This window comes from Agromyces sp. Y182, assembly GCF_059445385.1.
Map to the genome: position 1 here is coordinate 836,741 of NZ_JCAIUF010000002.1, position 22,836 is coordinate 859,576.

Annotated in this window: 20 protein-coding genes; 2 read left to right on the top strand and 18 right to left on the bottom strand. The window is 68.6% G+C overall.

Going from position 1 to position 22,836, the window contains the following annotated elements; translation table 11 throughout:
* Positions 1 to 11 precede the first annotated feature (11 nt).
* Positions 12 to 1,097: a GNAT family N-acetyltransferase gene (locus tag AC1C2R_RS18450; protein ID WP_495380864.1), complete on the top strand. Its 1,086-nt coding sequence runs from the start codon at positions 12 to 14 to the stop codon at positions 1,095 to 1,097.
* Positions 1,098 to 1,101: 4 nt separating this feature from the next.
* Here the strand turns inward: AC1C2R_RS18450 and AC1C2R_RS18455 are convergent, their stop codons facing one another.
* Positions 1,102 to 1,725 (bottom strand): TetR/AcrR family transcriptional regulator, encoded by a 624-nt coding sequence (locus tag AC1C2R_RS18455; RefSeq protein WP_495380865.1) that lies wholly within the window; start codon positions 1,723 to 1,725, stop codon positions 1,102 to 1,104.
* A 102-nt stretch (positions 1,726 to 1,827) separates the two neighbouring features.
* Here AC1C2R_RS18455 and AC1C2R_RS18460 point away from each other — a divergent pair, with 102 nt between their 5' ends.
* Positions 1,828 to 2,385, top strand: coding sequence for a dihydrofolate reductase family protein (locus AC1C2R_RS18460; RefSeq protein WP_495380866.1), 558 nt, complete (start codon positions 1,828 to 1,830; stop codon positions 2,383 to 2,385).
* Between the two features lie 206 nt (positions 2,386 to 2,591).
* On the opposite strand, the gene AC1C2R_RS18465 is transcribed toward AC1C2R_RS18460, so the two are convergent.
* The 17 genes from AC1C2R_RS18465 to AC1C2R_RS18545 all read right to left on the bottom strand — a co-directional run bounded on the left by AC1C2R_RS18465 (position 2,592) and on the right by AC1C2R_RS18545 (position 22,797).
* On the bottom strand, positions 2,592 to 2,972 hold the full coding sequence (locus AC1C2R_RS18465; protein ID WP_495380867.1) for a hypothetical protein: 381 nt from the start codon (positions 2,970 to 2,972) through the stop codon (positions 2,592 to 2,594).
* Positions 2,973 to 3,029: 57 nt separating this feature from the next.
* Positions 3,030 to 3,953 (bottom strand): bifunctional DNA-formamidopyrimidine glycosylase/DNA-(apurinic or apyrimidinic site) lyase, encoded by a 924-nt coding sequence (mutM, locus tag AC1C2R_RS18470; RefSeq protein ID WP_495380868.1) that lies wholly within the window; start codon positions 3,951 to 3,953, stop codon positions 3,030 to 3,032.
* A 40-nt stretch (positions 3,954 to 3,993) separates the two neighbouring features.
* The gene (locus AC1C2R_RS18475) at positions 3,994 to 7,038 is read right to left on the bottom strand and encodes an alpha-mannosidase (RefSeq protein ID WP_495380869.1); all 3,045 of its coding nucleotides are present in this window, start codon (positions 7,036 to 7,038) and stop codon (positions 3,994 to 3,996) included.
* 29 nt (positions 7,039 to 7,067) lie between these two features.
* Complete coding sequence (locus AC1C2R_RS18480) at positions 7,068 to 7,904, bottom strand: carbohydrate ABC transporter permease (RefSeq protein WP_495353634.1); 837 nt, start codon at positions 7,902 to 7,904, stop codon at positions 7,068 to 7,070.
* Between the two features lies 1 nt (position 7,905).
* Positions 7,906 to 8,853 carry a carbohydrate ABC transporter permease gene (locus AC1C2R_RS18485; RefSeq protein WP_495353633.1) on the bottom strand — a complete coding sequence of 316 codons (948 nt, stop codon included), beginning with the start codon at positions 8,851 to 8,853 and terminating at the stop codon, positions 7,906 to 7,908.
* A gap of 3 nt (positions 8,854 to 8,856) precedes the next feature.
* Positions 8,857 to 10,209, bottom strand: coding sequence for an extracellular solute-binding protein (locus tag AC1C2R_RS18490; RefSeq protein ID WP_495380870.1), 1,353 nt, complete (start codon positions 10,207 to 10,209; stop codon positions 8,857 to 8,859).
* A gap of 107 nt (positions 10,210 to 10,316) precedes the next feature.
* Complete coding sequence (locus tag AC1C2R_RS18495) at positions 10,317 to 11,525, bottom strand: glycoside hydrolase family 76 protein (RefSeq protein WP_495380871.1); 1,209 nt, start codon at positions 11,523 to 11,525, stop codon at positions 10,317 to 10,319.
* Positions 11,526 to 11,680: 155 nt separating this feature from the next.
* A complete protein-coding gene (locus AC1C2R_RS18500) occupies positions 11,681 to 12,910 on the bottom strand; it encodes an ROK family transcriptional regulator (RefSeq protein WP_495380872.1) in 1,230 nt (409 codons plus the stop codon).
* Between the two features lie 85 nt (positions 12,911 to 12,995).
* On the bottom strand, positions 12,996 to 13,706 hold the full coding sequence (rnc, locus tag AC1C2R_RS18505; RefSeq protein ID WP_495353629.1) for a ribonuclease III: 711 nt from the start codon (positions 13,704 to 13,706) through the stop codon (positions 12,996 to 12,998).
* Between the two features lie 28 nt (positions 13,707 to 13,734).
* Positions 13,735 to 13,938 carry a 50S ribosomal protein L32 gene (rpmF, locus tag AC1C2R_RS18510; protein ID WP_495353628.1) on the bottom strand — a complete coding sequence of 68 codons (204 nt, stop codon included), beginning with the start codon at positions 13,936 to 13,938 and terminating at the stop codon, positions 13,735 to 13,737.
* Positions 13,939 to 13,940: 2 nt separating this feature from the next.
* Positions 13,941 to 14,510 carry a YceD family protein gene (locus tag AC1C2R_RS18515; protein WP_495353627.1) on the bottom strand — a complete coding sequence of 190 codons (570 nt, stop codon included), beginning with the start codon at positions 14,508 to 14,510 and terminating at the stop codon, positions 13,941 to 13,943.
* An 11-nt stretch (positions 14,511 to 14,521) separates the two neighbouring features.
* The gene (locus AC1C2R_RS18520; RefSeq protein ID WP_495380873.1) at positions 14,522 to 16,849 is read right to left on the bottom strand and encodes a transglutaminase TgpA family protein; all 2,328 of its coding nucleotides are present in this window, start codon (positions 16,847 to 16,849) and stop codon (positions 14,522 to 14,524) included.
* 3 nt (positions 16,850 to 16,852) lie between these two features.
* Complete coding sequence (locus AC1C2R_RS18525; protein ID WP_495380874.1) at positions 16,853 to 18,220, bottom strand: DUF58 domain-containing protein; 1,368 nt, start codon at positions 18,218 to 18,220, stop codon at positions 16,853 to 16,855.
* A 1-nt stretch (position 18,221) separates the two neighbouring features.
* Positions 18,222 to 19,226 (bottom strand): AAA family ATPase, encoded by a 1,005-nt coding sequence (locus AC1C2R_RS18530; RefSeq protein ID WP_495353624.1) that lies wholly within the window; start codon positions 19,224 to 19,226, stop codon positions 18,222 to 18,224.
* Positions 19,223 to 19,714, bottom strand: coding sequence for a pantetheine-phosphate adenylyltransferase (gene coaD / locus AC1C2R_RS18535; protein ID WP_495353623.1), 492 nt, complete (start codon positions 19,712 to 19,714; stop codon positions 19,223 to 19,225). Before coaD ends, AC1C2R_RS18530 begins: the two co-directional genes overlap by 4 nt.
* 51 nt (positions 19,715 to 19,765) lie before the next feature.
* Entirely contained in the window at positions 19,766 to 21,991 is a 2,226-nt protein-coding gene (locus tag AC1C2R_RS18540; RefSeq protein ID WP_495380875.1) for an ATP-dependent DNA helicase RecG, read from the bottom strand.
* Positions 21,988 to 22,797 (bottom strand): tetratricopeptide repeat protein, encoded by an 810-nt coding sequence (locus AC1C2R_RS18545; RefSeq protein WP_495380876.1) that lies wholly within the window; start codon positions 22,795 to 22,797, stop codon positions 21,988 to 21,990. The genes AC1C2R_RS18540 and AC1C2R_RS18545 overlap by 4 nt, the downstream gene beginning before the upstream one ends.
* Positions 22,798 to 22,836: the final 39 nt, after the last annotated feature.

The window sequence follows — 22,836 nt, forward strand, 5'->3', positions numbered from 1 at the left end:
GGAGCAGGATGATGGCCGTGGACATCCGCCCGGTGCTCGTGCCGAGTGCGCTCGGCACGGTCGAATCGGTCGAGTTCGAGGCGTACGCCGAGCTCGGCTTCCGACTCGAGCGGGCGAACTGGGGTCACGATCATTTCGCGGAGACCGCGTCGATGCTGCTCGGGCAGCACCGGAACGATGCTCATCGCGGACATGCGCTCTTCGGCGCCTGGGACGGCGAGACGATGGTGGGCAGGGCGGGTCTCGGTTGGGAGCGGCATGCACGAGCGGCGACGATCGAGCTCAGCCTCGGCGTGCTCCCCTCGCACCGCCGACGACGCATCGGGTCGCGGCTCCTCGCCACTGCCGAGGACGCGGCTCGCGACCTCGGACGCTCCACGGTGGTCGCGTACTCCGACCATCCGGATGCGCCGGCACCTCCCGCCGACGAGCGGATGCTGCACGCCCCCGACGGAGACGCCGGGCTCTCGGCATCCACCCCTGCCGCCGGGTTCGCCTCGGCCCACGGCTACTCGCTCGAACAACTCGAACGGGTGAGCAGCCTCACCGTGGCCGGCCGCGCCGACGAGTTCCATCGTGAGCTCGAGTCGCGTGCGGCTCGTGCGATTGCCCGCGGCTACCGGGTCGCGTGCTGGACCGATCGCACCCCGGCCGAGCTCGTCGACGCCTACGCGGCCGCTCGAGAGCGCATGGTGCTCGACGTGCCCGCGGGCGGCGTCATCATCGATGAGGAGCGATGGGATGCGGCTCGAGTGCGCGATCGCGAGACCGAGTCGCTGGGCGGCGGCACGAGCCTGCTCGTGGCGGCGGCCGTGACCGGCGACGGCGACGTCGCGGGCTACACGGAGCTCGAACTCCCGATCGGGCGCGAGTTCGCCTACCAGTACGACACCCTCGTCGTCGGTGCACATCGCGGCAACGGGCTCGGCATGCTCGTGAAGCTCGCGAACCTGGTGCGGCTCGCCGAGACCGCACCCGAGCGCACCGTCGTCTACACGTGGAACGCCGACGAGAACGAGCACATGCTCGCGATCAACATCGCCCTCGGTTTCCAGCGGTGCGGCCTCGAGGCGATCTGGCAGCGCGAGCTCCGATAGGGCGTCAGGCCACGCCGTACCGTGCGACGATCGTCTGCACGGCTTCGTCCACCACGTTGCGCGTCTCGTCCTCGCTGAGCGACCAACCGCCATGGATGAGGCGAGGCCAGAAGACGATGGTGGAGATCATGCCGAGAAACTGCGCTGCCGCGGCATCCGGATCATCGATGTGTGCGGATCCAGTGGCGTCCTCCGCGCGGAGGTACCGCCCCAGTGCCGCGAACACGGGCAATGTGCCGAAATCGAACGTGCGCTCGCGCAGCTCGGGGAACCTCTGGGACTCGCCGATCAGGGTGCGGATCAACTGCTCCATGCGGGGGCGGTTCAGCAGCTCCACGTACGCGCTGCCCAAGGCGGTCAGGCCCGCGCTGAAGTCCCCGGTCGGCGGGTCGACGACCTCTCCGGCAGGTGCATCGCCGGCCGCGAGCACCATCGCCTCGAAGAGCTCGGCCTTCGTCGGGAACTGCTTGAACAGGGTCGCCTTGGAGACCCCGGCGCGCTCGGCCACGCGCGTGAGCGAGGTGCGGTCGTAGCCGTGCTCGAGGAACAGGCCTGTGGCCGCGTCGACGATGGCCGCACGGTTCGCTGCGGCGATCCGGCGGTGATACGCGGAGAGTTCGCGGGGCATGCGCCCAGTATGCCAGAGAGGTGAGTCGCTTGACTCATGACTTGGTTTGGATTACTTTGCTAGTGGTGAGCCGCTTGACTCACCTCAAGCAAAGGAGCTGAAATGGGCAAGCTCATCTACTCGATGATCACCTCGCTCGACGGGTACGCCAAGGCGGCCGAGGGCGACCTCGGCAAGGGAGCCGAAGACGAAGCGGTGCACACCTTCATCGGGGAGACCTTTCGCAACGTCGGCACCTTCCTCTACGGCCGGCGCATGTACGAGACGATGGTCTTCTGGGAGACCGCCGACGCATTGCCCGACGTGCCGCCGTACATTCTGCAGTACGCCGAGGAATGGAAGGCCGCGGAGAAGGTCGTGTACTCCACGACGCTCGAGGCGGTGTCGAGCGCGAAGACCAGAATCGAGCGCACGTTCGACCCCGACGCGATTCGCAGGCTCAAAGCCGAATCCGACCACGACCTCAGCGTCGACGGCCCGAACCTCGCGGCCCAGGCGATCGCCGCCGGGCTCGTCGACGAGTATCACCTCTTCATCACCACGAGCGTGGTCGGCGGCGGCACCCGATTCTTCCCCGACGGCGTGCGTCTCGATCTTGAGCTGGTCGCGGAGCGGGTGTTCGACAACGGACTGATCTATGCGGGCTACCGCGCCCGGTGAGCCCGCCCCACCCGCTGGCACTTCGGGCAGAAATGCGACCCCCGGTTCATGAACTGCTCGCCCACCCTGCCCGGCTGGGCACCGAAGCTATTCAGCAAGTCCCTATCACCGGCATCGTCCGCGCGCTGCTGTTATGTCTCAGGACATCGGTGACAGTTCGTCGGCGCTTCGGGCAGAAGCGTCCGCGGCCTGCGAGTTCGACAATCTCAAGGGGATGATCGGTCGTCTTCCTCGGGCTCGACGGCGTCGAAGAGGCTCCATCCATCGACTTCGCGCTCTCCCTCGGCCGGGAACATTTCGCGGAGCAGCGCCTGATCGAGGAGCGATCGCACCACTCCGGGCTCGTGAAGGTTGAGATAGGCGCGATCCGGCAACCGGATCACGGCACCGGACTCGTAGACACCATCAGAAACGACTCGATCGTTCGCCGGCGAGAAGACCATCCGCAACCTCGCTGCACGGTCGGAACGTCGCACGGCCACTTCGCTTGGGCCGCCGTCGCTGCGCCCTTCGTCATATCGGTGCCTGAAGGTCCAGAAATAGACGGTTTCACCAACCGTAAGTTGACGGAGCCTGCGACGCGTCATTTCCAGATCCTCACTCCAGAGCCACAGGCCCTCGCCGACGGGCAGGTGGCCCCGACCTCACCGCCGCCGCTGGCACCGCGGGCAGAAATGCGACCCCCGGTTCATGAACTGCTCGCGCACCATGGGGGTACCGCACCGCGGGCACGGCAGTCCGGCGCGCCCGTACGCGTTCAACGAGTGCTCGAAGTAGCCGGAGGCCCCGTTGACGTTGACGTACTGGGCGTCGAAGCTCGTGCCGCCCTCGGCGAGCGCCTTGCCGAGCACCTCTCGCACCGCGCCGAGGAGTTCGCGGGCGCGCGGCCGGCTGAGCGACGACGCCGGTTGCTCGCCGTGCAGGCGCACGGCCCAGAGTGATTCGTCGGCATAGATGTTGCCGATTCCACTGACGACGCCCTGGTCGAGCAGCACGCGCTTGATGGCTGTGTCGCGTTTCGCGAGTGCCGCGAAGAAGGCGCGCTCGGAGAACGCAGGGTCGATCGGGTCGCGCGCAATGTGAGCGACCTGGGCGGGCACCTGCCGCGCCCACTCCCCCGACACTCCGTCGGAGAACCCGCCGACCTCGCCGTCGATGGTCGGTACGAGCCGATCGACGGCGAGCGAGCCGAAGATGCGCTGGTCGACGAAATCGACCCGCAGCTCGCCGAGCTCGGGATGCTCGAGATGCAAACGCACTCGGGCGTGGGCGTCGTCGCCGGGGTGGTCTGGCGTGCGCAGCAGCATCTGCCCGCTCATGCCGAGGTGCCCGACGATGGCGCGTCCGTCACGTAGACCATCGCCGGCGAGCGGCAGCCAGAGGAACTTGCCCCGGCGCACGGCCGCCTCGATGCGAGCTCCGGTGACGAGCGCTTCGAAATCGCCGGATGCCGCGTCGTGCCGTCTCAGCGATCGAGGCTCGAGCACCTCGATCGCCGAGACGACGGCGCCGGTCACGGCCGGAGCGAGTCCGGCCCGCACGACCTCGACTTCGGGCAGTTCAGGCATCCCTCGAGACTACTGCGGCCAGCTCCTCCGGCCGCCGTGATCAGCCGCGCGCGAACCGGAGCGTCACGAGCTGGAAGGGGCGGAGTCGGAGCTCGGCGCTCGCGCCGCGGGCCTCGGCCAGCGCCGACGGCTCGGCGATCGCCCGCTCGAGCAGGTCGGCCTCCACGATGCCTTCGACGGCGCACTCGGCCGTCACCATTCCCTGTGCTCGAGCGCCACGCGCCTCGTAGAGTCGCACGATGAGGTCGCCTGAACGATCTTCAGCCAGCTTGACCGATTCGATGACGATGCTCGGCGAATCGCTGCGCACGAGCGCGGGCACCGCGTGCGCGCCGTCGATGGTTCGGAGCGGAAGGTTCAGCCGATACCCCTCCTCCGCCGCGTCGAGCACATCCGTGCCGATCGCAACCGAAGTGCGCAGCCGGTGGCGCCCCTGGTCGCTCTGAGGGTCGGGGAAGAGCGGGGCGCGCAACAGCGACTGGCGAACGAGGGTCGTCGTGCCGCCACGCGGCCCGACGATGCGCGTGATGTCGTGACCGTAGGTGGAGTCGTTGGCGACCGTCACGCCGAAGCCCGGCTCGGCGACGTGCACCCAGCGATGCGCGCACGTCTCGAAACGGGCCGCATCCCAGGAGGTGTTGACATGAGTCGGCCGGTGCACGTGACCGAACTGCACCTCCGACGCCGCGCGTTCGGCGTGCACATCGAGCGGGAACGCGAGTTTCAGCAGTTTCTGCTTCTCGTGCCAATCGACCGTCGTCTCGATCTCGAGCGCCGTGGCGTCTCCGGTCAGCGTGAGCAGTTGCGACACCGTCGAGGCACCGAAGCGACGCTCGACTCGCACGGCCGCCCGCTCCGGGGCATCCGTCACCAGTTCGACCGACTCCGCTTCACGCAACTCGGTGCCGGATCGCTGGTAGTGCTCGTCGATGTCCCAAGCGTCCCACTGGGTCGGAGTGTCCCGGAACAACTGCAGGAGGTTGCCGGGCTGCCCGGCCGGGATCGCGTCGCGGCCCGTCGCGACGTCGACGAGCGAGGTGAGCAGACCATCGGCGTCGATGACGACGCGTACGCGAGCGTTCTCGAGCACGAAGCCGTCGAGTGTCCGCTCGGCACGCACCGCCTGCGACGAGTCGACCGGCCCGGCAGACAATGCCGCGATGCCGGATACGGCGAACGGCGAGGCGTTGAATGCAACCCTGCCGCCGTCGACGGACTCGGCGCTGGCATCATCGCCGCCGAGCGCCGCGATCGCTGCGCCGATGATCTCTTCGAGCTCGGCCGCGACGCGCGCGTAGCTCGCCTCTGCCTCACGATGCACCCAGGCGATCGAACTGCCGGGCAGGATGTCGTGGAACTGCAGCAGCAGCACCGTGTGCCAGAGCTCGGTGAGTCGCTCGTACGGATACTCGGCCCCCGTACGCACCGCCGCGGTCGCCGACCAGAGTTCGGCCTCGCGCAGCAGATGCTCGCTGCGCCGATTGCCCGACTTCGTCCTGGCCTGCGAGGTGTAGGTGCCGCGGTGGAACTCGAGGTAGAGCTCGCCCGACCAGACCGGCGGGTTCGGATAGTCCCGCTCGGCTTCCTCGAAGAACGCGAGCGGCGAGGCGACGCGCACCGTGGGCGAGCCCTCGAGCGATGCGGTCCGCGCAGCGGCCGCGAGCATCTCGCGCGTCGGCCCGCCACCGCCGTCGCCGAAGCCGAACGGCACGAGCGACACGTTCGATGCGCCCTTCTCCGCGTACTGCCGTTGCGCCCTGGCCAACTCCTCCCCCGAGAGCAACGAGTTGTACGTGTCGACCGGCGGGAAGTGAGTGAAGATGCGCGAACCGTCGATGCCCTCCCACGAGAACGTGTGATGCGGCATCGTGTTGGTCTCGTTCCAACTCGTCTTCTGGGTGAGGAAATAACGGGAGCCTGCGGCGGCCGCGATCTGCGGCAAAGCGGCAGAGTAGCCGAATGAATCGGGCAGCCAGACCTCGAGCGGCTCGATGCCGAACTCGCGCATGAAGAACGCCTTGCCCGCGAGGAACTGTCGCACGAGCGCTTCACCGCCCGGCATGTTCGTGTCCGACTCGACCCACATGCCGCCGACGGGCACGAACCGGCCTTCGACTGCGCGCACCCGGATTCGTTCGAACAGGTCGGGGTAGAACGCCTTCATCCACGCGTACTGCTGGGCCGAGGAGGCGGCGAAGACGAAGCCCGGGTCCCGATCCATCAGGTCGAGCACGTTCGAGAAGGTGCGGGCGCACTTGCGGATGGTCTCCCGCACGGGCCACAGCCACGCCGAGTCGATGTGGGCGTGACCGACCGCGACCACCCGGTGCGCACTCGCGTACGCGGGTTGCGCGAGCACCGGGGCGAGAAGAGCCCGGCCGAGCGGTGCGGTTCCCGCCACGTCGTCGGGGTCCATCCGGTCGACGACCGACTCGAGCGCCCGCAAGATGTCGGCGGTGCGCGGCAGGTCGCTGCTGAGCTCATTCATGAGGCCCGTCAGCGTCCAGATGTCCATCTGGAGTTCCCACACCTCCGTGTCGCGCAGGGCGACATCAACCCGTCGAAGCCGATAGATCGGCTCGATGCCTGCCGTGGCCTTGTCGCCGACCGGGGTCGGCCGGAAGCTCCAGTCACTACCGACATCCGGATTCGACGCCGCCTCGATGTAGACGTCGATGCGACCGCCCGGCTGGGCCTCGACCGGCACGTGATCGTTGAGCGGCTCGATCGCCTTGACGATGTGCCCCGCGGGATCGAACACGAGCCCCTCTGCCTGGAATCCGGCCTGGCCCGAGAGGAAGCCGAGATCGACGACGAGTTCGATGGCGCCGGCGCGCCCGGCCCACTCGACGGGAACCTCACCCGTGACGTGGAACCAGGTCGTGCCCCACGGCTTGCCCCACGGCGAGCCGACGTCGAACGGTTCGAAGGTCTGCGCCACGGCCTCCGCGAACGGCACCGGCTCGTCGGGCACCTCCCATGCGGTGAGCGTGAGTGGAGTGCTCGCGGCGTGGATGGCGGGCTTCACACGTTCTTCCACGAACCGGGTGATCCTGGCGCGGACGAGGGTGGAGTTGTCGTGCATGGAGCGTGTTTCCTATCGAATCGGTGCGGTCAGCCCTTGACGGCGCCCGCGAGTGCGGACGAGCCGCCCAGCACTCGAGAGACGAGCACGTACAGGGTGATCACGGGAACGGAATAGAGCAGAGAGAACGCGGCGAGCTGGCCATAGGCGACCGACCCGTACTGGCCGAAGAACGCGAAGATGCTCACTGCGGCGGGCAGCTTGTCGGGCGAGAGCAGCAGCACGAACGGCACGAAGAAGTTGCCCCACGCTCCGATGAACACGAAGATGAACACCACCGCGAGGCCGGGCCGCATGAGCGGCACGACGATGCGGGTGAGTGTCGTCATCATCGAGGCGCCGTCCATCCAGGCCGCCTCCTCGAGCGTGACGGGCACGCTGTCCATGAAGCTCTTCGTCATGTAGATCGCCATCGGCAGACTCGTCGCGGCGAGGAAGAGGATGGTGCCGCCCATCGAGTCGATCAGGTTGAACGCGACGAAGAGGCTGTAGACGGGCACCATCATCGCGGTGATCGGCAGGCAGGTGCCGAAGAGCACCCCGTAGAGGAACGGCTTGTTGATGCGCATGCGGTACCGCGACAACGGGTACGCCGCGAGCACTGCGACCACGACGGTGATGATCGCGCAGCCGGCAGAGAGGATCAGGCTGTTCAGGAGCGGGATGAAGGCTTTCTCGGGCGTCATCACGTCGACGAAGTTCTGCAGCGAGAGTGCGTCGGGCAGCTTGATCGACAGGGTCGCACGTTCGTCGACCGACGCGAGCACGAGCCAGACGAGCGGCAGGGCGAACGCGATGCCGACGAGCAGCAGCACGCCGTTGGACACCGTGCGGAGGCTGCGCCGGCTGGGAGAGGTCAGGCCCATCTCAGTCCACCTCCGGCTTGAGTGCGCGCAGGTACACGATCGAGAACAACGCCCCGACGAGCAGCAGGATCGTGGCGATCGCCGTGCCGAACCCGAGTTTGCCGAACTGGAACGCCTCCTGGTATGCCAGCACGGGCAGCGTCGAGCTGTCGGTGCCGGGTCCGCCGCCGGTCATGACGAAGATCAGCGTGAACACCGAAAGCGTCTGCAGGGTCGTCAGCATGAGGTTGGTCGAAATGCTGCGCCGGATCATCGGCACGGTGATGAACGCGAGCCGCTGCCATCCGCGTGCCCCGTCGACCTCGGCCGATTCCGTGATCTCGGGCGGCACATCCTGCAGTGCCGCCGAGTAGACGAGCATCGAGAAGGCCGTGCCCCGCCAGATGTTCGCCAGGATCACCGCGAGCATCGGCGTCGCATACAGCCAGTTCGTGCCCTCGAGCCCGATGGAGGCGAGCAGGGTGTTCAAGGTACCGGTGTCGTTGAAGAAGGCGTACGCGGCGAACGCGGCCACGATCTCGGGAAGCACCCACGCACTGACCACGAAGGTACCGACGACTCCTCGGGCGAACCCGTTGGACGATCGCATCAGGATCGCAAGACCGAGGCCGATGACGTTCTGGCCCACGATGGCCGACGCGACCAGGAACAGCAGCGTCAGCATCACCGATTTCGGGAAGTCCGGGTCGGCGAACAACGCCACGTAGTTGTCGAAGCCGACGAAGGACGAACCCCGAGCGGCCGACCCCGTGAGGGATGCATCGGTGAACGATCCGTAGAACGAACTGATCACCGGCCCCAGCAGGAAGATCGCGAGGAGCACGATCGCGGGCACCAGTGGGATGCTGCGCACCAACGACCTGCGGGCGCCGACCTTCGACCGGCCGGGCCGGGGAGCAGGTCCCCGGCCCGGCGGGGCGTCCGGTCGCACTTGGGCGAGCGTGGCCATCGGCTACTTCGCGCTCGTCGTGTTCTCTTCGCCCACGATGGCGACGACCGCCTCGTCATAGGCGGCCGCGGCGTCGGCCGGACTCTGCTGTCCGGTCATGACCGCCTCCATCGCGATCGTGATCTCGCTCGAGATCTGGCCGTAGTCGCTCGTGGCCGGACGGAAGTTGGTGACGGATACGATCTCCGAGAAGAAGCCGAAGCTCGGATTCGCGGCCTGGTAGTCGGCGTCTTCCGACACGTCGCCGCGCACCGCGATCTGGCTGGCGGCGATGTCGTAGGACTGCGAGTTGTCCTTGTCGAGGGCGAGCGCGATGAACTCCCACGCGGCATCCTTGTTCTGCGACTTCGAGCCCATGGCGAGGGTCCAACCGCCCGACATGCTCGTCGCGCCGGGCTCGTCACCGTTCTGCGTCGGCATCGGCGCCTGCGCCATGACGTCGCTCCACTCAGGCCACGGCGCGGTGCCGGTCTCGAGCCAGGTGCCGCTCAGCCACGAGCCGTCGAGGCCGATCGCGAGGGTGCCCTGCGGGAACCACTCGGCCGCGACGAGGTTGCTGACATTCTTGTCGAGTGCCTGTTCGGGAGTCGGGCCGAGGCCGCCCTGGTAGAGGTCCTCGATGAAGGTCAGCGAGTCTTCGAAGCCCTGCGAGCCCGTCACCCACTTCTTCTCGTCGGTGTCGTAGAGGGTGTCGCCGGTGCCGTAGAGCAGCATCTCGAACCCCTGCATCGCGGCTGCTTCGCCCTGGGCCTTGCCCGAGTAGACGTTCAGCGGCACCACGTCGGGCAGCTCAGCCTTGACGGTCGCAGCCGCATCGAGCACGTCTGCCCAGGTCGTCGGCTCCCACGGCACGGGGATGCCCGCCTGCTCGAACACCTCGGTGTTGTACCAGAGCGCCCGGGTGTCGGTGCCCATGGGGATGCCGTAGGTCTTGCCGTCGCCGCCGAGACCGGCGCTCTTCGCGTTGTCGTAGAACGCATCCCAGTCCTCCCACGACTCGGTGTACTCGTCGAGCGGGGCGAGATACCCGGCGTCGGCGTCGGATTCCACCATGAACGTGTCTTCGTACATCACGTCGGGCGCCGTCGATGCCGACTGGTTCATGAGCGCGAGCTTGGTGAAGTAGTCGTTCTGCTGCGCCTCGATCGGCACGAGCTCGACCGTCAGACCCTCGTTCTCCGCCTCGAATGCGGCCTTGACCGCCTTCATGTGGTCGTCGAGCTGGGTGAAGGTGCCGAACTTCTGGTACGCCACCTTGATCGTGTCGGACGATCCGCCGTCGTCGGCCGAGCATCCTGAGAACGCCAGTAAGCCCGCCGCGGCGAGCGCGACGGCTGCTGTGAATGTGTGCTTCATCGAATCTCCTTGTGATTTCCTCTGGGCTCGCCGCGGCTTCGGTGCCGCGGCGCGCTCCCGAACAGTCGAACTGAATGGTCGAACGGATGCCGGTGGCATCCGCTGCCCTAGTACAGGTCGCTCCACTGGCTCGGCGTCCAGCTGAGCACCGCGAAGATCTGCGTCATTGCGGCCTGCTCGAGCAGCTGGGTGTGCCCGTTGAAGACGAACAGCCCGGTTTCGGCGTCTCGGTTGTCGGCCCAGACCTGGTCGGCGTAGTCCTGCATCGCGTCGCGATACTTCGAACCACGGGTCTCCGACTCGAGGAGGAGCAGGTTCTTGAAGAAGATCGAGTTGAAGAAGGCGGGCTGGTCGGCCAGTCTTCCTTCGGTGACGTAGTACCGGTAGGCGGCGTCGGCGATCCGCTTCGCCTCAGCGAGGTAGCGACGATCGTGCGTCTCCTGATAGAGGAGTACGTTCACGCCGACCGGCACGCCCTGGTTGTACGACCAGACCGTCGGCTCGATGGTGCCGGCGAGGTCCACGTGGTCGGAGTACAGGCCGTCGGGTCGCTGCAGGTTCTCGTTGGTCCACTCGTACATGCGCACCGCCCAGTCGAGGTACGCCTGCTCTCCGGTGATCTGGTGCAGCCGCAGCCCCAGTTGGGCTCCGGGCATGTTCGAGACGGTGTTCCGGTCGCTGCTCCACGGCGCTTGCGTCCAGAAGACGCCGCCGGGGTTCGGATGGCTCTGATCGGTGTCCCACCCCGAGACGACGAGGTCGAAGATCTGCTCTGCGCGTTCGAGCGCCGCCTCGTCACCGTCGGTCAGGTAACGCTGCACGTCGAGGAGGCCGACCCATTCGTTGTCGTCGTAGAAGTAGTCGCCGCCTTCGCCGTACTCCCCGACCGGGTACGAGGCGTAGCCGGGAAGCCCCGTCGTTCCGCCATCGGCGTCCCAGTAGTGCTCTTGCGCGGCGGCAGCGCTCGCCAGGGCTTCGTCGTACCGACGGCCGTTCGATCCGTGCTGGTTGGCGAGGTCTGCGATGGCGATGTGCGCCTGGGAGAACGGCCACTCGAACGCAGAGGGGCGATCGCCGTCTTCCACCGGGTACTGCTCGCGGAAGAGGCCGCTGCCGTCGTCGACGGCGAAGTGCTCCTGCAGCGCCAGGAACGATGAGTGCGCACGTGCGGAATTCTGGTGACGGGTGGCCGGGTGGTGCCGCTCATCGGAGTGGCCGGGGGGTTCGGACGTGGCCGCCAGGGCGGGCGCGGATGCCGAAAGCAGGAGTGCCGACGTCGCCGCGACGGCGAGCGCTGCAGCAAGTGTGCTCTTCATGGATCTCCTTTGATTCCAAGTTTCTCCCACTGCGGCGTCGATGCCGAGGGAGCCCATCTCGTATAACTAAAAAGCATGGACTAATTCTTGTCAACCGTTCGGGGGTCACGGAGCTTCGACGAGCGCCGGCGCTTCGGCCCCGCGGGGTGACCGCCTCAGCCCGAGATCAGCAGCGCCGACGGGCGGGGCGACAGCACGTCGTCCAGCACGAGGCATGCGGCGCCGACGGCCGCGACGTCATCGCCCGTCTTCGAGACGGTCATCGCGATCGGATGCGTCGTGACGAGCGCGCTCGACGAATTGACGAGCTCGGAGACTCGCAGCAGCAGCAACGGCGAGACACGATTCCAGTACGGCCCCCCGAACACCACGGTGTCGAGGTCGAGCAGGTTCGCGACCGTCACGACGGCGACGGCGATGCGGTCGGCCATCACCTCGAGCAATTCGGATGCCGCTGCGTCGCCGCCACCCGCAAGTGCCGCGATCTGCGCGAGACCGGCATCGACCTCCCGACCACCCAGGCGGTCACCGGGCGCGACGATCAGGCCGGACGCGATGGCCGAGCCGACGACAGCTCGCGGCATGATCGCGTCGCCGAGGCATCCGCGACGCCCGCAGCTGCAGAGCGGACCGTCGGGATCGACGATGATGTGGCCGGCGTCGCCCGCGTTGTTCGTCGCACCCCGCACTGCTTCGTGCGCGATTGCGAGGCCGACACCGACCCCGGTGCCGTAGTAGAAGAACATGAAGTCATCGCGCTCCTGCGCTGAACTCATCCAGAGTTCGGCCACCGTCGCCGCGGTCACGTCCTTCTCGAGCAGCACCGTCAACCCCGTCGACTCCGCGAGGGCGTCCCGGAGCGCGACCCCGTGCCACCCTTCGAGCAGCGGTGGGTCGAGGACCACCCCGCGTTCGAGGTCGAGCGGCCCCGGGGCTGCGATGCCGACGCCGAGAATGCGAGCACGATCGACGCCGGCCTCAGCGATGATCGCCTCGATCGAGTCGTGCATGCCGGCGATCACCCGATCGGGCGCCACGTCGGACGGTGTTCTCGTCGCGGAGTGGGCGACCACCCGGCCGTCCAGGTCGAGCACGACATAGGTGATCACGGCCGGGTCGAGGTGGACGCCGATCGCGTAGCCCCCCGCGGGATCCAGCTCGAGGATGATGCGCGGCTTGCCGACACCGAGGATGCGCTGCCCAGCCTCGCGGATGATGCCCTCATCGAGCAGGCGGCGCGAGACGTTCGACACGGTCTGCGCACTCAGCCCAGTCTGCTCGGCGATCTCCACTCGGCTCAATCCGTCGCGAGTGCGCCGGATCGTGTCGAGGATCACGATCTGGTTGAACCCTCCGAGCGCATGGACGTTCGTGCCTCGTCGCATGCATACCCCCTCGAGCCGTCTCTGCCACCAGTATGCCGTTCGGCGTTCGGGCAGCGCCTGGTCGAGCAGGAGCGGCTCGCCGGGGTCAGCGCGTGTTCAGGCGGGTCCACGCCTCGAGCGCGGCGGCCATCTCGGCCTGCTTCTTGCTCGACCCCTCGCCCTTCGCCTCGACGAGGTCGCCGACGACGACGGTCGCGATGAAGTGCTTGTTGTGATCGGGACCGCTCTCGGCGACCCGGTACACCGGGGCAGCGGCACCCCGCCGGGCTGCGATCTCCTGCAGGCTCGTCTTCGGATCCATGGCCGCGCCGAAGCGGGTGGGGTCTTGCATGAGCGGAGCGACGAACTGCAGCACGAGCTCGGTTGCGGCGTCGCCGCCGGCATCGAGGTAAACGGCACCGATGATCGCCTCAACGGTGTCGGCGAGGATCGAGGGCTTGTCGGCACCGCCGGTCATCGTCTCGCCGCGGCCCAATCGCACGTACGGCCCGATGCCGATCGCACGGCCGACCTCGGCCAGCGCGACGCTCGAAACGAGGCTCGCACGCCGTTTGGCGAGCTCGCCCTCATCGAGGTCGGGGTGGTCGCGGAAGAGCTTGACCGTCACGGCCTGCCCGAGAATCGAGTCGCCCAGGAATTCCAGGCGCTCATTGGTCGGGATTCCGCCGTTCTCGTACGCGAAAGACCGGTGCGTGAGCGCGAGGCCGAGCAGGGCCGGATCGATCGAGATCTGCAATCGCTGCTGCAGCGCCTCGAGTGTTCGATCCTCTGCCCCGGTGAGCTCCGTTCGCGTCACGACCGGTCGTTCGGGAGTCTGGGGCCGACTAGACGTCGGCGACCTTGCGGCCCTTGTACTCGAGGAACAGCGGGGTGCCCGCAGCATCCTCGACGACCTTCGCGCGGTGCGGAAGGCTGTAGGTGACCTTGCCGTTCTCGACGGTCTTGACGAGCGTGGGGACCTCGGCCTTCCACTGCGCACGGCGCATGTGGGTTCGGGCGCGTGACTTCTTCCGCTTGGGAACAGCCATGACTATCTCTCTTCTCTCTGCTGGTCGGCGCCGGATGCGGCATCCGAGCCGTTGTCTTCGGAAGCCTCGAACCCCGAGAGCGCGGCCCAACGTAGGTCGCTGTGCTCAGGGGTGACGAGTTCCGGATGATCGGCCAGTCGGAGCCCTGTCTCGGGGTCGAGACCCGGGCAATCCGGTCGGCACACCGGCTGGAACGGCAGTGCCAGCACTACCGCATCGCGGATGAGTGGTTCAAGATCCACGTGGTCGTCTTGAACCTCATACTCGATGGCTTCCCCAGAATGATACCCGAAGAGCTCCTGGAACTCGACTTCGACCGGAAGGGCGATGTCGATGAGGCATCGACCGCACTCCCCCTCGGCGACGGCGTCGATCTCGGCTGAGACGAGGATGCCCTCGTGCACCGACTCGAGGCGCACCTCGAGATCGAGCTCCGAGCCGGGGCGTACCGCCACGAGTCCCTCGCCCATCTGCTCGTCGACAGCGACGATGAAGGGGTGCTCGCGCATCTCGCCGGGACGGTTGACGAGGTCGCGCACGTTGACGCGATAGGGGGAATACTTGATGGCCACGATCGACGATTCTACGCGTCGGCGGATGGGCGTTCGCCGAACGCGCGCCGCGCCCCCTCGAAGAGCGACCTCGGTGCGAGCACAGCCCGCACACGCGCGCCCGGTGTCGAGTCGGTCACGAGTGCCGCGCGAACGAGCAAGAGGTCGTCGAGCAGCGTGCTGCCGGATGCCGCGGTCTCGCCGCCAGGCCCGTATCGCTCGCGTTCGACCGCGTCGCGCAGCGCGACGAGTGCGGCCGCGGATCGGGGATCGGCGAACCCGTCACGCTCGGCGAGCGCCGCCGTGAAGGCTCGTGGCGTCTCGGCGGTGTCACCTCCGACGCGGAGATCACGCGCGGTGGCGATCACCTCGTCCCACGCGGCATCCGCCGGTCGCTCACCATTGGCCACGCGACGGCGTCGGCTCCAGCGCTGGCCGAGCCTCAGCGCCGCGGGCAGGAGCAGCACGAGCGCCACGACGAGCGCGACCGGCGCGCCGCGCTGCCACCATGAGTTCGCAGCGAGCGCGTCGCCACCCTGCCCGGCCAGATCGCGGTCGGGGTCGAGTTCGGGACGACCGCTCGCGCCCGGGGTGGACGGTGCGACACTCGGCGCCGTCGCGCCCGATTCTTCACCCGCGCCCGGCCGCGAGTACTCAGGCACGCTGCCTCGCCCTGGCGTCGGCTCGAAGGGCACCCAACCGACACCCTCGAAGTACAGTTCGGGCCAGGAATGCAGGTCGTGGGAGTCGACTTCGACTCGCTGCACACCGTCGACCCGCTCCTGCATGGGCGTGCCCTGGGTGTAACCGAGGGAGATGCGCGAGGGGATGCCGACCTCGCGAGCAAGCACCGCCATGGTCGAGGCGAAGTGCACGCAGTAGCCCGCCTTCGTCTCGAGGAATTCGGCGATGACGGCGAACCCGCCGCCGTCGTACCCGTCGGCCACCGGCGCCTCGGTCGAATAGTCGAACTGGCTCGACCGCAGGTAGGCCTGGATCGCCACTGCCGCGTCATAGGGCGAGGCCGCGTTCGACGCGACCACGGCCGCGGTCTCGGCGATCACCGACGGAATCTCATCGGGCAGCTCGAGATACCGGTCGATCTCGGGCGGCAGCTCCCGCTCCGCATTGCGCAGCTGATCGACCGTGGGGTCGACCTCGAGTCTCGTGACCCGGTAGCGCTGGCCGCCGGTGTTCGCGTCGACGCTGCGTACAGCGAGGCTGTCGGCGTCCCAGAACCACGAGCCGCTCAATCCCTCGATGCGAGCTGAAGGATACGGCACCGGCAACCACGTGGTGCGCACCTCGTCGACGACCACCTCGATCGGATGCTCCGAGGTCGCCACGTCATCGGAGAGACCGTCTGGGCGCGGCATCGCGTCGACGGTGTTGTCGCCGTCGACGGCCGCATCGGTCGCGCCCCATACCTCGCCCTCGAAGCGATCGAGGGTGAGAAGGGTGAAGTACGGGCGGTCTGCGTCGCGTGCGAAGTAGTGGAACGCCGGCCGCGACTCTGGGCGCCGGAGGTCTCGCCCGAGGTCGATGAACGGGCTCACCCCGCGGGCGAAGAGGGTGCCCTGGCTCGGCGAGCCGAGCAGCAGGCTCGTCGACACACTCGGGGTCGACGCGGCCAGCACCGAGGCGGCGAGCAGGCCGACGGCCGCGAGTCCGAGGGAGACACCGAACGTCGAGACGATCGGCACGCGCTTCGGCGGCACGATCGTTGCGACGTTCTCGCCATCGTCGACCGTCATCAATCGAGCCCGGCGCCGCACCCGCACATCGACGCGGAGGAGGAACAGGTATGCGGCCGCCGTGAGCACGAGCGTCGGTGCCTCGGCGCCCGCCTCGATGATGAAGCCCGGAACGAGGATCGGTACGAGCACGGGCGCCGCGGCGAGCGCCGGCATGCGGAGTGTCTGCACGAGCACGTCGGTGAGTACCGCCAACCCTCCGACGCCGAGCGCCAGTGCGAAGAGCAGCGGGGGCACGGGAACGGCGGGCACCGACTGCTGTTCGATGGTTCGCTGCGCGCCTGACAGGAGCCCTCCGAAGGTCTCGAAGGTGCCCTGCGTCGGAACGATGAGCGCGATGCTCGTGGATCCGCCGAAGACGAGCGTGAGCAGCAGCAGGAGCACCACGAGCTCGAGTACCGGCACGAGCGAGGCAGGGGTGCGCACTGCGCGGAGCGCGGTGCCGGAGAAGAGCGTGCCCGCCGCGATGAACGCGCAGAGCCACCACCAGCCGCTGCCGGCGATCAGCGGACCGAGCGCCATCGCGGCGATCGCGAGCAGCAGGAACGATGCTGCGGTCAGCGCGAGCCGCTGCGCCCGCGACAGGGGAACGGGGTCAGGGCGCATCGTTCACCCCCAACCCTTCACCGTCGCGCCGCTTGCCGATCGGCTCGGGCCGGACCGCGCCGGGAGCGTCGTGCCCGACCATGCTGCACCGATGTCGGCGGCCCGTCGCACCCGTACAACGCGCCAGTCGGCCTTCTCCAACGCATCGGTGATGCCGGCGCCGACACCCTCGGTGACGAACACGACGGCCGGCTCGAATGTCGTTCGGAGTGCCACGAGGGTACGCGCATCATGCTCGTCGGGGTCGACGAGCACCGCGAAGCCCGGCATGCGCGCGTCACGGCCCCGCGGCCCCGACTCCGACGACGACGACTGCGCCGCCTCGCGTGCGTTCGTATGCCTGGGCGGACCGTCGAGACGCGCCAAGTCTTCGAGCAGCATGCGATCGCCGCCCGGCATCCGGTACCCGGCCCCGGATTCCTCGGAGAGCAGGCTGCGCTCGGGGTCGTCGACGCGATCGCAGCGCACCCGGAACCCGCGCTCGAACAGATGCATCCCGATCGAGGCGGCGATCTCGACGCCGAGCTCGAATCCGAAGTGCGGGCCGACGTCGCCGTCGCGCCGGAGTACCGACGTCTTCGGCCGCCCGGCGAGCGTCGTATCGAGGATGATGCGCGCTTCGGGATCACCGCGCTGCTCCTCTTCGCGCACCATGAGCTCGCCGCGGCGTGCGGTCGCAGCCCAGTTCACCCGGCGAAGCGGATCGCCGTACCGGTACTCGCGGGCGATGAGCTCGTCGGAGTTGGGGTGAGTGCGTCGCTGCAGGCCGTTGAGCACGCCGTCGACGCTCGCCGCCGAACCGAGCGCGGCGTCGAGCGGGGTGACCCGCGGCGTCACGGCCACCTCGTGACCGTTGCCCACGTCTCGGTCGATGCGCGCGAGGCCGAACGGGTCGGCGATGACGACCCGCAACGGGCCGATCTGGTACACGCCCCGCCGCGGCATCCGGAGCCGGTATTCGAGACGAACCGTGTCGTCCCCGGCCGGCAGCATAGACTCATGCGGCCCGATCGCCGGGAGGATCGCCTCGGCCGGTGCGGTCAGCATCGCGGGCACACCGTCGCGCCAGTGGGCACCGTCGAACGTGCGGCGCGAGCGGTTCTTCACGACGAGCGACACCAGCGTCGACCCCCCTGCGGCCACGACTGGCGGCGTGAATCGCCGGGTGACGGCGAGTCGGGGCTTTCGCATCGTGACGAAGAGGGCCGCGACGACCGGCATCGCGATGCCGACGAAGGCGAGCACGAGGATGTCGCGCAGGTCGAACCACAGGGACACGGCGAGCAGCAGCACCCCGACGATCACGAGCGTGGCGCCCCGCGGAGTGAGTCGCGGCCAGGTCGCGACTCGAACGGAGCGGGGGCGCCACATGTCAGTTCCTTCGCGCGCTGCCGACCGGAACCGGCGTCTCCCCCACGATGCGGCGCACGATGGCGTCGATGAGCGGCCCGCTGTCACGGTCGTGCGCCCCGATCGCGCGGCTCGTCGGCACGAGACGGTGGGCGAGCACGGGCACCGCGAGCGCGTCGACGTCGTCGGGCAACACGAAGTCGCGACCGTGCATCGCGGCGTGCGCCTTCGCGGCGCGGATGAGTTGCAACGTGGCCCGCGGGCTCGCGCCGAGCCTCAGCTGACGGTCGTCGCGCGTGGCTCGCGCGAGATCGACGGCGTATTCCTTGACCGGCTGCGAGGTGAACACGTGCTGCACTGCCTCGATCATGCCGCGGAGCTCTACGAGCGTCACGACCGGCTCGAGGTCGTCGAGCGGACTCGACGTCTCGCGGGTCGAGAGCATGGCGAGTTCATCGGCCGACGACGGATACCCCATGGAGATCCGGGCCATGAACCGGTCGCGCTGGGCCTCGGGCAGCGGATAGGTGCCCTCCATCTCGACGGGGTTCTGCGTCGCGACGACGGTGAACGGCGGTTCGAGAAGGTAGGTCGTGCCGTCGGCGGTGACCTGGCGCTCCTCCATGCACTCGAGAAGTGCAGACTGCGTCTTCGGACTCGCCCGGTTGATCTCGTCGCCGATCACGATGTTGGCGAACACGGGCCCGTGCTTGAACTCGAACCGCCGGCTCGCCTGATCGAACACCGAGACGCCGGTGACATCGCTCGGCAGCAGATCGGGGGTGAATTGGATGCGGCTGACGGTCGCGTCGACCGAGCGGGCGAGGGTCTTCGCAAGCATCGTCTTGCCGACACCCGGAACGTCTTCGATGAGCAGATGCCCCTCGGCGAGCAGCACGGTCAGCGAACTGGTCACGGCGTCGCGCTTGCCGGCGATGACCGTCTCGACGTTCTGCACGATCGTGGCGGCGCGCGCGCCGACCTCGTCGATGCCCATCTTCGCCGCGACGGCGGTGGTTTCGGTCATGGTGTCGTCGCCGCCTGCAGGTAGTCGGCGACGACGGCCGGCACATAGGGTGCGACGTCGCCGCCGAGGGCCGACACCTGTCGCACGAGCGAACTCGACACGTGCGCGTTCGCGGGGTCGGGCAGGAGGAAGACCGTCTCGACCCCGGCGAGATGCCGGTTGACGATCGCCATGGGCGTCTCGTACCCGACGTCGAGTTGCGATCGCACGCCCTTCACGAGCACCGATGCGCCCACGTCGGTGCAGTAGTCGACGAGGAGGCCCATGCTCCACGACGCCACGACGATGCGGCCCTCGATGCCGGCCTCGGTGATCGAGCTCTCGATGAGCGCGACCCTCTGCGCGATCGGCAGCAGCGCCGTCTTGTCGGGGTTGTGCACGACGACGACGTGCAACTCGTCGTAGAGCCCAGCCGCTCGCCCGATGACGTCGAGATGGCCGAGCGTGACGGGGTCGAACGATCCTGGGACGACGGCGATCCGCTGCATACGCAACAGCGTACTGCCCGGATGCCACTGCGTGAGGGGCTGTGGAGAGTCTCAGCCCTTGCTCAGGTAGCCGCTCGCCTCCTCGTCGAGACGTCGGCGAACGGCGGCGGCGAGCGCAGGATGGTCAGCGAGTCCGTCGCTGCTCGCCAGCAGCTCCTGCGCGAGTTCTCGCGCCTCGGCGATGAGGTCGCCGTCGCGGGCGACCCTGAGCAGCTTCAGCGACGAACGGCCGCCCGATTGCGTGGCACCCAGCACGTCGCCCTCCTGCCGCAGTTCGAGGTCTGCCTGGGCGAGCTCGAAACCGTCGAGGGTCGCCGCGACCGCCTCGACACGCTGCAGTGCGAGCGACCCCGGCACGGCCGACGTCACGAGCAGGCACAGCCCGGGCACGCTGCCACGGCCGACCCGGCCGCGCAGCTGGTGCAACTGCGAGACGCCGAAGCGGTCGGCGTCGACCACCACCATCGCGCTCGCGTTCGGCACGTCGACGCCGACCTCGATGACCGTCGTCGCGACGAGCACGTCGAGCTCGCCCGCTGCGAATGCACGCATCGTGGTGTCTTTCTCCTCGGCCGACATGCGACCGTGCAGGGGTGCGATGCGAACGTCGGCGAACCGGGGGTCGGCGCGCAGTTCTGCGAGCACCGCGGTGACGGATGCGACGGGCCCCGCGGCATCCGCAGAGCCCTCGTCGCCCTGCCCCTCGGCACCGGCGCCCGCCTCTTCGACGACCTTCGCCTCGATCGCGGGGCACACGACGAAGGCCTGGCGCCCCTGCCCGATCTCTTCGGCGAGCCGTTCCCAGATGCGCGGGCGCCAGGTCGGCCGGATCGCGAGCGGCACGACCTGCGAGGTGATGCCTGCGCGCCCGGCCGGCAGCTCGCGGATCGTCGACACGTCGAGGTCGCCGAACACCGTCATCGCGACGGTGCGCGGAATCGGCGTCGCCGTGAGCACGAGCACGTGCGGCGGGTTTCGGCCCTTCAGGCGCAACGCCTCACGCTGCTCGACGCCGAAACGGTGCTGCTCGTCGACCACCACGAGGCCGAGATCGGCGAACGAGACGTTGTCTCCGAGCAGGGCGTGCGTGCCCACGACGACGCGCGACTGCCCTGCCGCGGCGCGGAGCATGGCCTTCTTGCGCTCCGCGACCGGCAGTTGGCCGGTGAGCAGGGTCGGCACGAGTTCGGCGGCGAGGTCTGGGCCGAGCATCTTCGCGATCGAACGCAAGTGCTGGCCGGCGAGCACCTCGGTCGGTGCGAGCAGAGCCGACTGCCCACCGGAATCGGCGACGGCGAGCATCGCCCGCAGGGCGACGACGGTCTTGCCCGAGCCCACCTCGCCCTGCACCAACCGGTTCATCGGCACCGGTTCGCCGAGGTCGTGCGCGATCTCGGCGCCGACCTCGTTCTGGTCGCCGGTGAGAGTGAACGGCAGCGCGGCGTCGAAGCGCTCGAGCAGCCCGCCGGGCACCGGATGCCGGGCTGCCGTCGTGTGCGTCCGGAGCTCTGCACGCCGCTCGAGCAGCGCCGTCTGCAAGACGAACGCCTCGGTGAAGCGCAGGGTGCGCCGTGCGTTCTTCCAGTCGCCGTCGCGTTCGGGTCGATGCACCGATTCGAGTGCGTCACGATGACCGAGCAGCGACTTCGCCTGCCGCACGCTCGACGGGAGCGGGTCGTCGAGCGGTGCGAGTCCGTCGAGCACGAGCGCGACGGCCTTCGCGATCTGCCAGCTGGCGATGGTGCCCGTCGCAGGGTAGATCGGGATCGGCGCCTCAGCCCATCGCTTGGCCGCGGCGTCGCCCGCTTCGACCGGCGTGGCGTCGTCGAACAACTCGTAGTCGGGGTGCGCGAGCTGACGCTGGCCCTTGTAGTCGCTCACCTTGCCGGCGAAGATGCCCCGCCGCCCGGGGCGCAGGTCGGCGGCCCGCCAGCGCTGGTTGAAGAACGTGAGGGTCAACACACCCGTGCCGTCGGTGATCTTCGCCTCGACGATCGAACCGCGCCGTGCGCGCATCGAACGCTCGCCGACCTCGATCACCTCGGCGATGATCGTGATGTTCTCGTCGAGCGGCAGCGACTCGAGCGCGGTCAGCTCGCCGCGCATCGCATACCGACGCGGGTAGTGGGCGAGGAGGTCGCCGACCGTGCGGTGGCCGAAGCCGCGCTCGAACGCCTGCGCCGTGCGACCGCCGAGCGCTCCCGAGAGCTTGGAGTCGAGGGTGAACGCGCCCGGGGCGGCCTCGCCGCCCCCGGTCACAGCTGCACCATCGGTCATGCCTCGATCGTAGGCTCCGCCTCCGTCAGCGCGGCGAGCTCGGCCTGCACGTACGGGTCGGCGGGGCGGGCCGCCCCGAGTTCGCGCTGCATCGCGAGTGCTTCGTCGGTGCGACCGACGCTGCGCAGGCACCGCGCGACCGACCAACGGGCGACATGGCGCTGCTCGGCCGTGCCGTAGCGATCCGCCGCCTCGACGGCCTGCTCGAAGTGCGAGAGCGCCGCCTCGGCGCGTCCGCCGTCGTGCAGGGTCCAGCCGAGGTTGTTGTGCAGTGCGACCCCCCAACGGCGCACTCGGGCGTCCCGCACACCGGCGAGCACGTCGAATCCCTCGGCTGCCCACTCCTCCTCGTGCCCGACATCGTTGAGGGCGAGCATGTGCAGCGCGTCGAGCACGAGGAACGGCGAGCCCGCGAGCGCGGCCTCGCGAACGCCACGGGTGAGCTCGGGCACAGCGTCGGCAGGGCGGGCATCGGATGCCGCGAGCCGGCCTCGCTCGATGGCCACCCGCGCCCGCAACTCCGCGGCATCCGCCTCGGCATCGTCGGAGGGGAGACCGGACGCGACCGTGTCGAGCACGGCGAGCGCCTCGGCGAGCCGCCCTTGGATGCCGAGCGCCCGCGCAAGCTGGGTCGTCATCACGGCGCGCACGTGCGCGGAATTCCCCTCGTCGTCGTCGGCGGCCTCCCGGAACCGCTCTTCACTGGCCACTGGGTCGCTGAAATCCCAGAGTCGGTCGATCATCTGCTGTTCGGCGCCCCGGTGTCGGGACGGTTCGGCGGGCACCTGGTCGGTCGAGTCATCCACCCTCCCATCATGGCAGCGCAATGGGGCGCCCGTTATGCT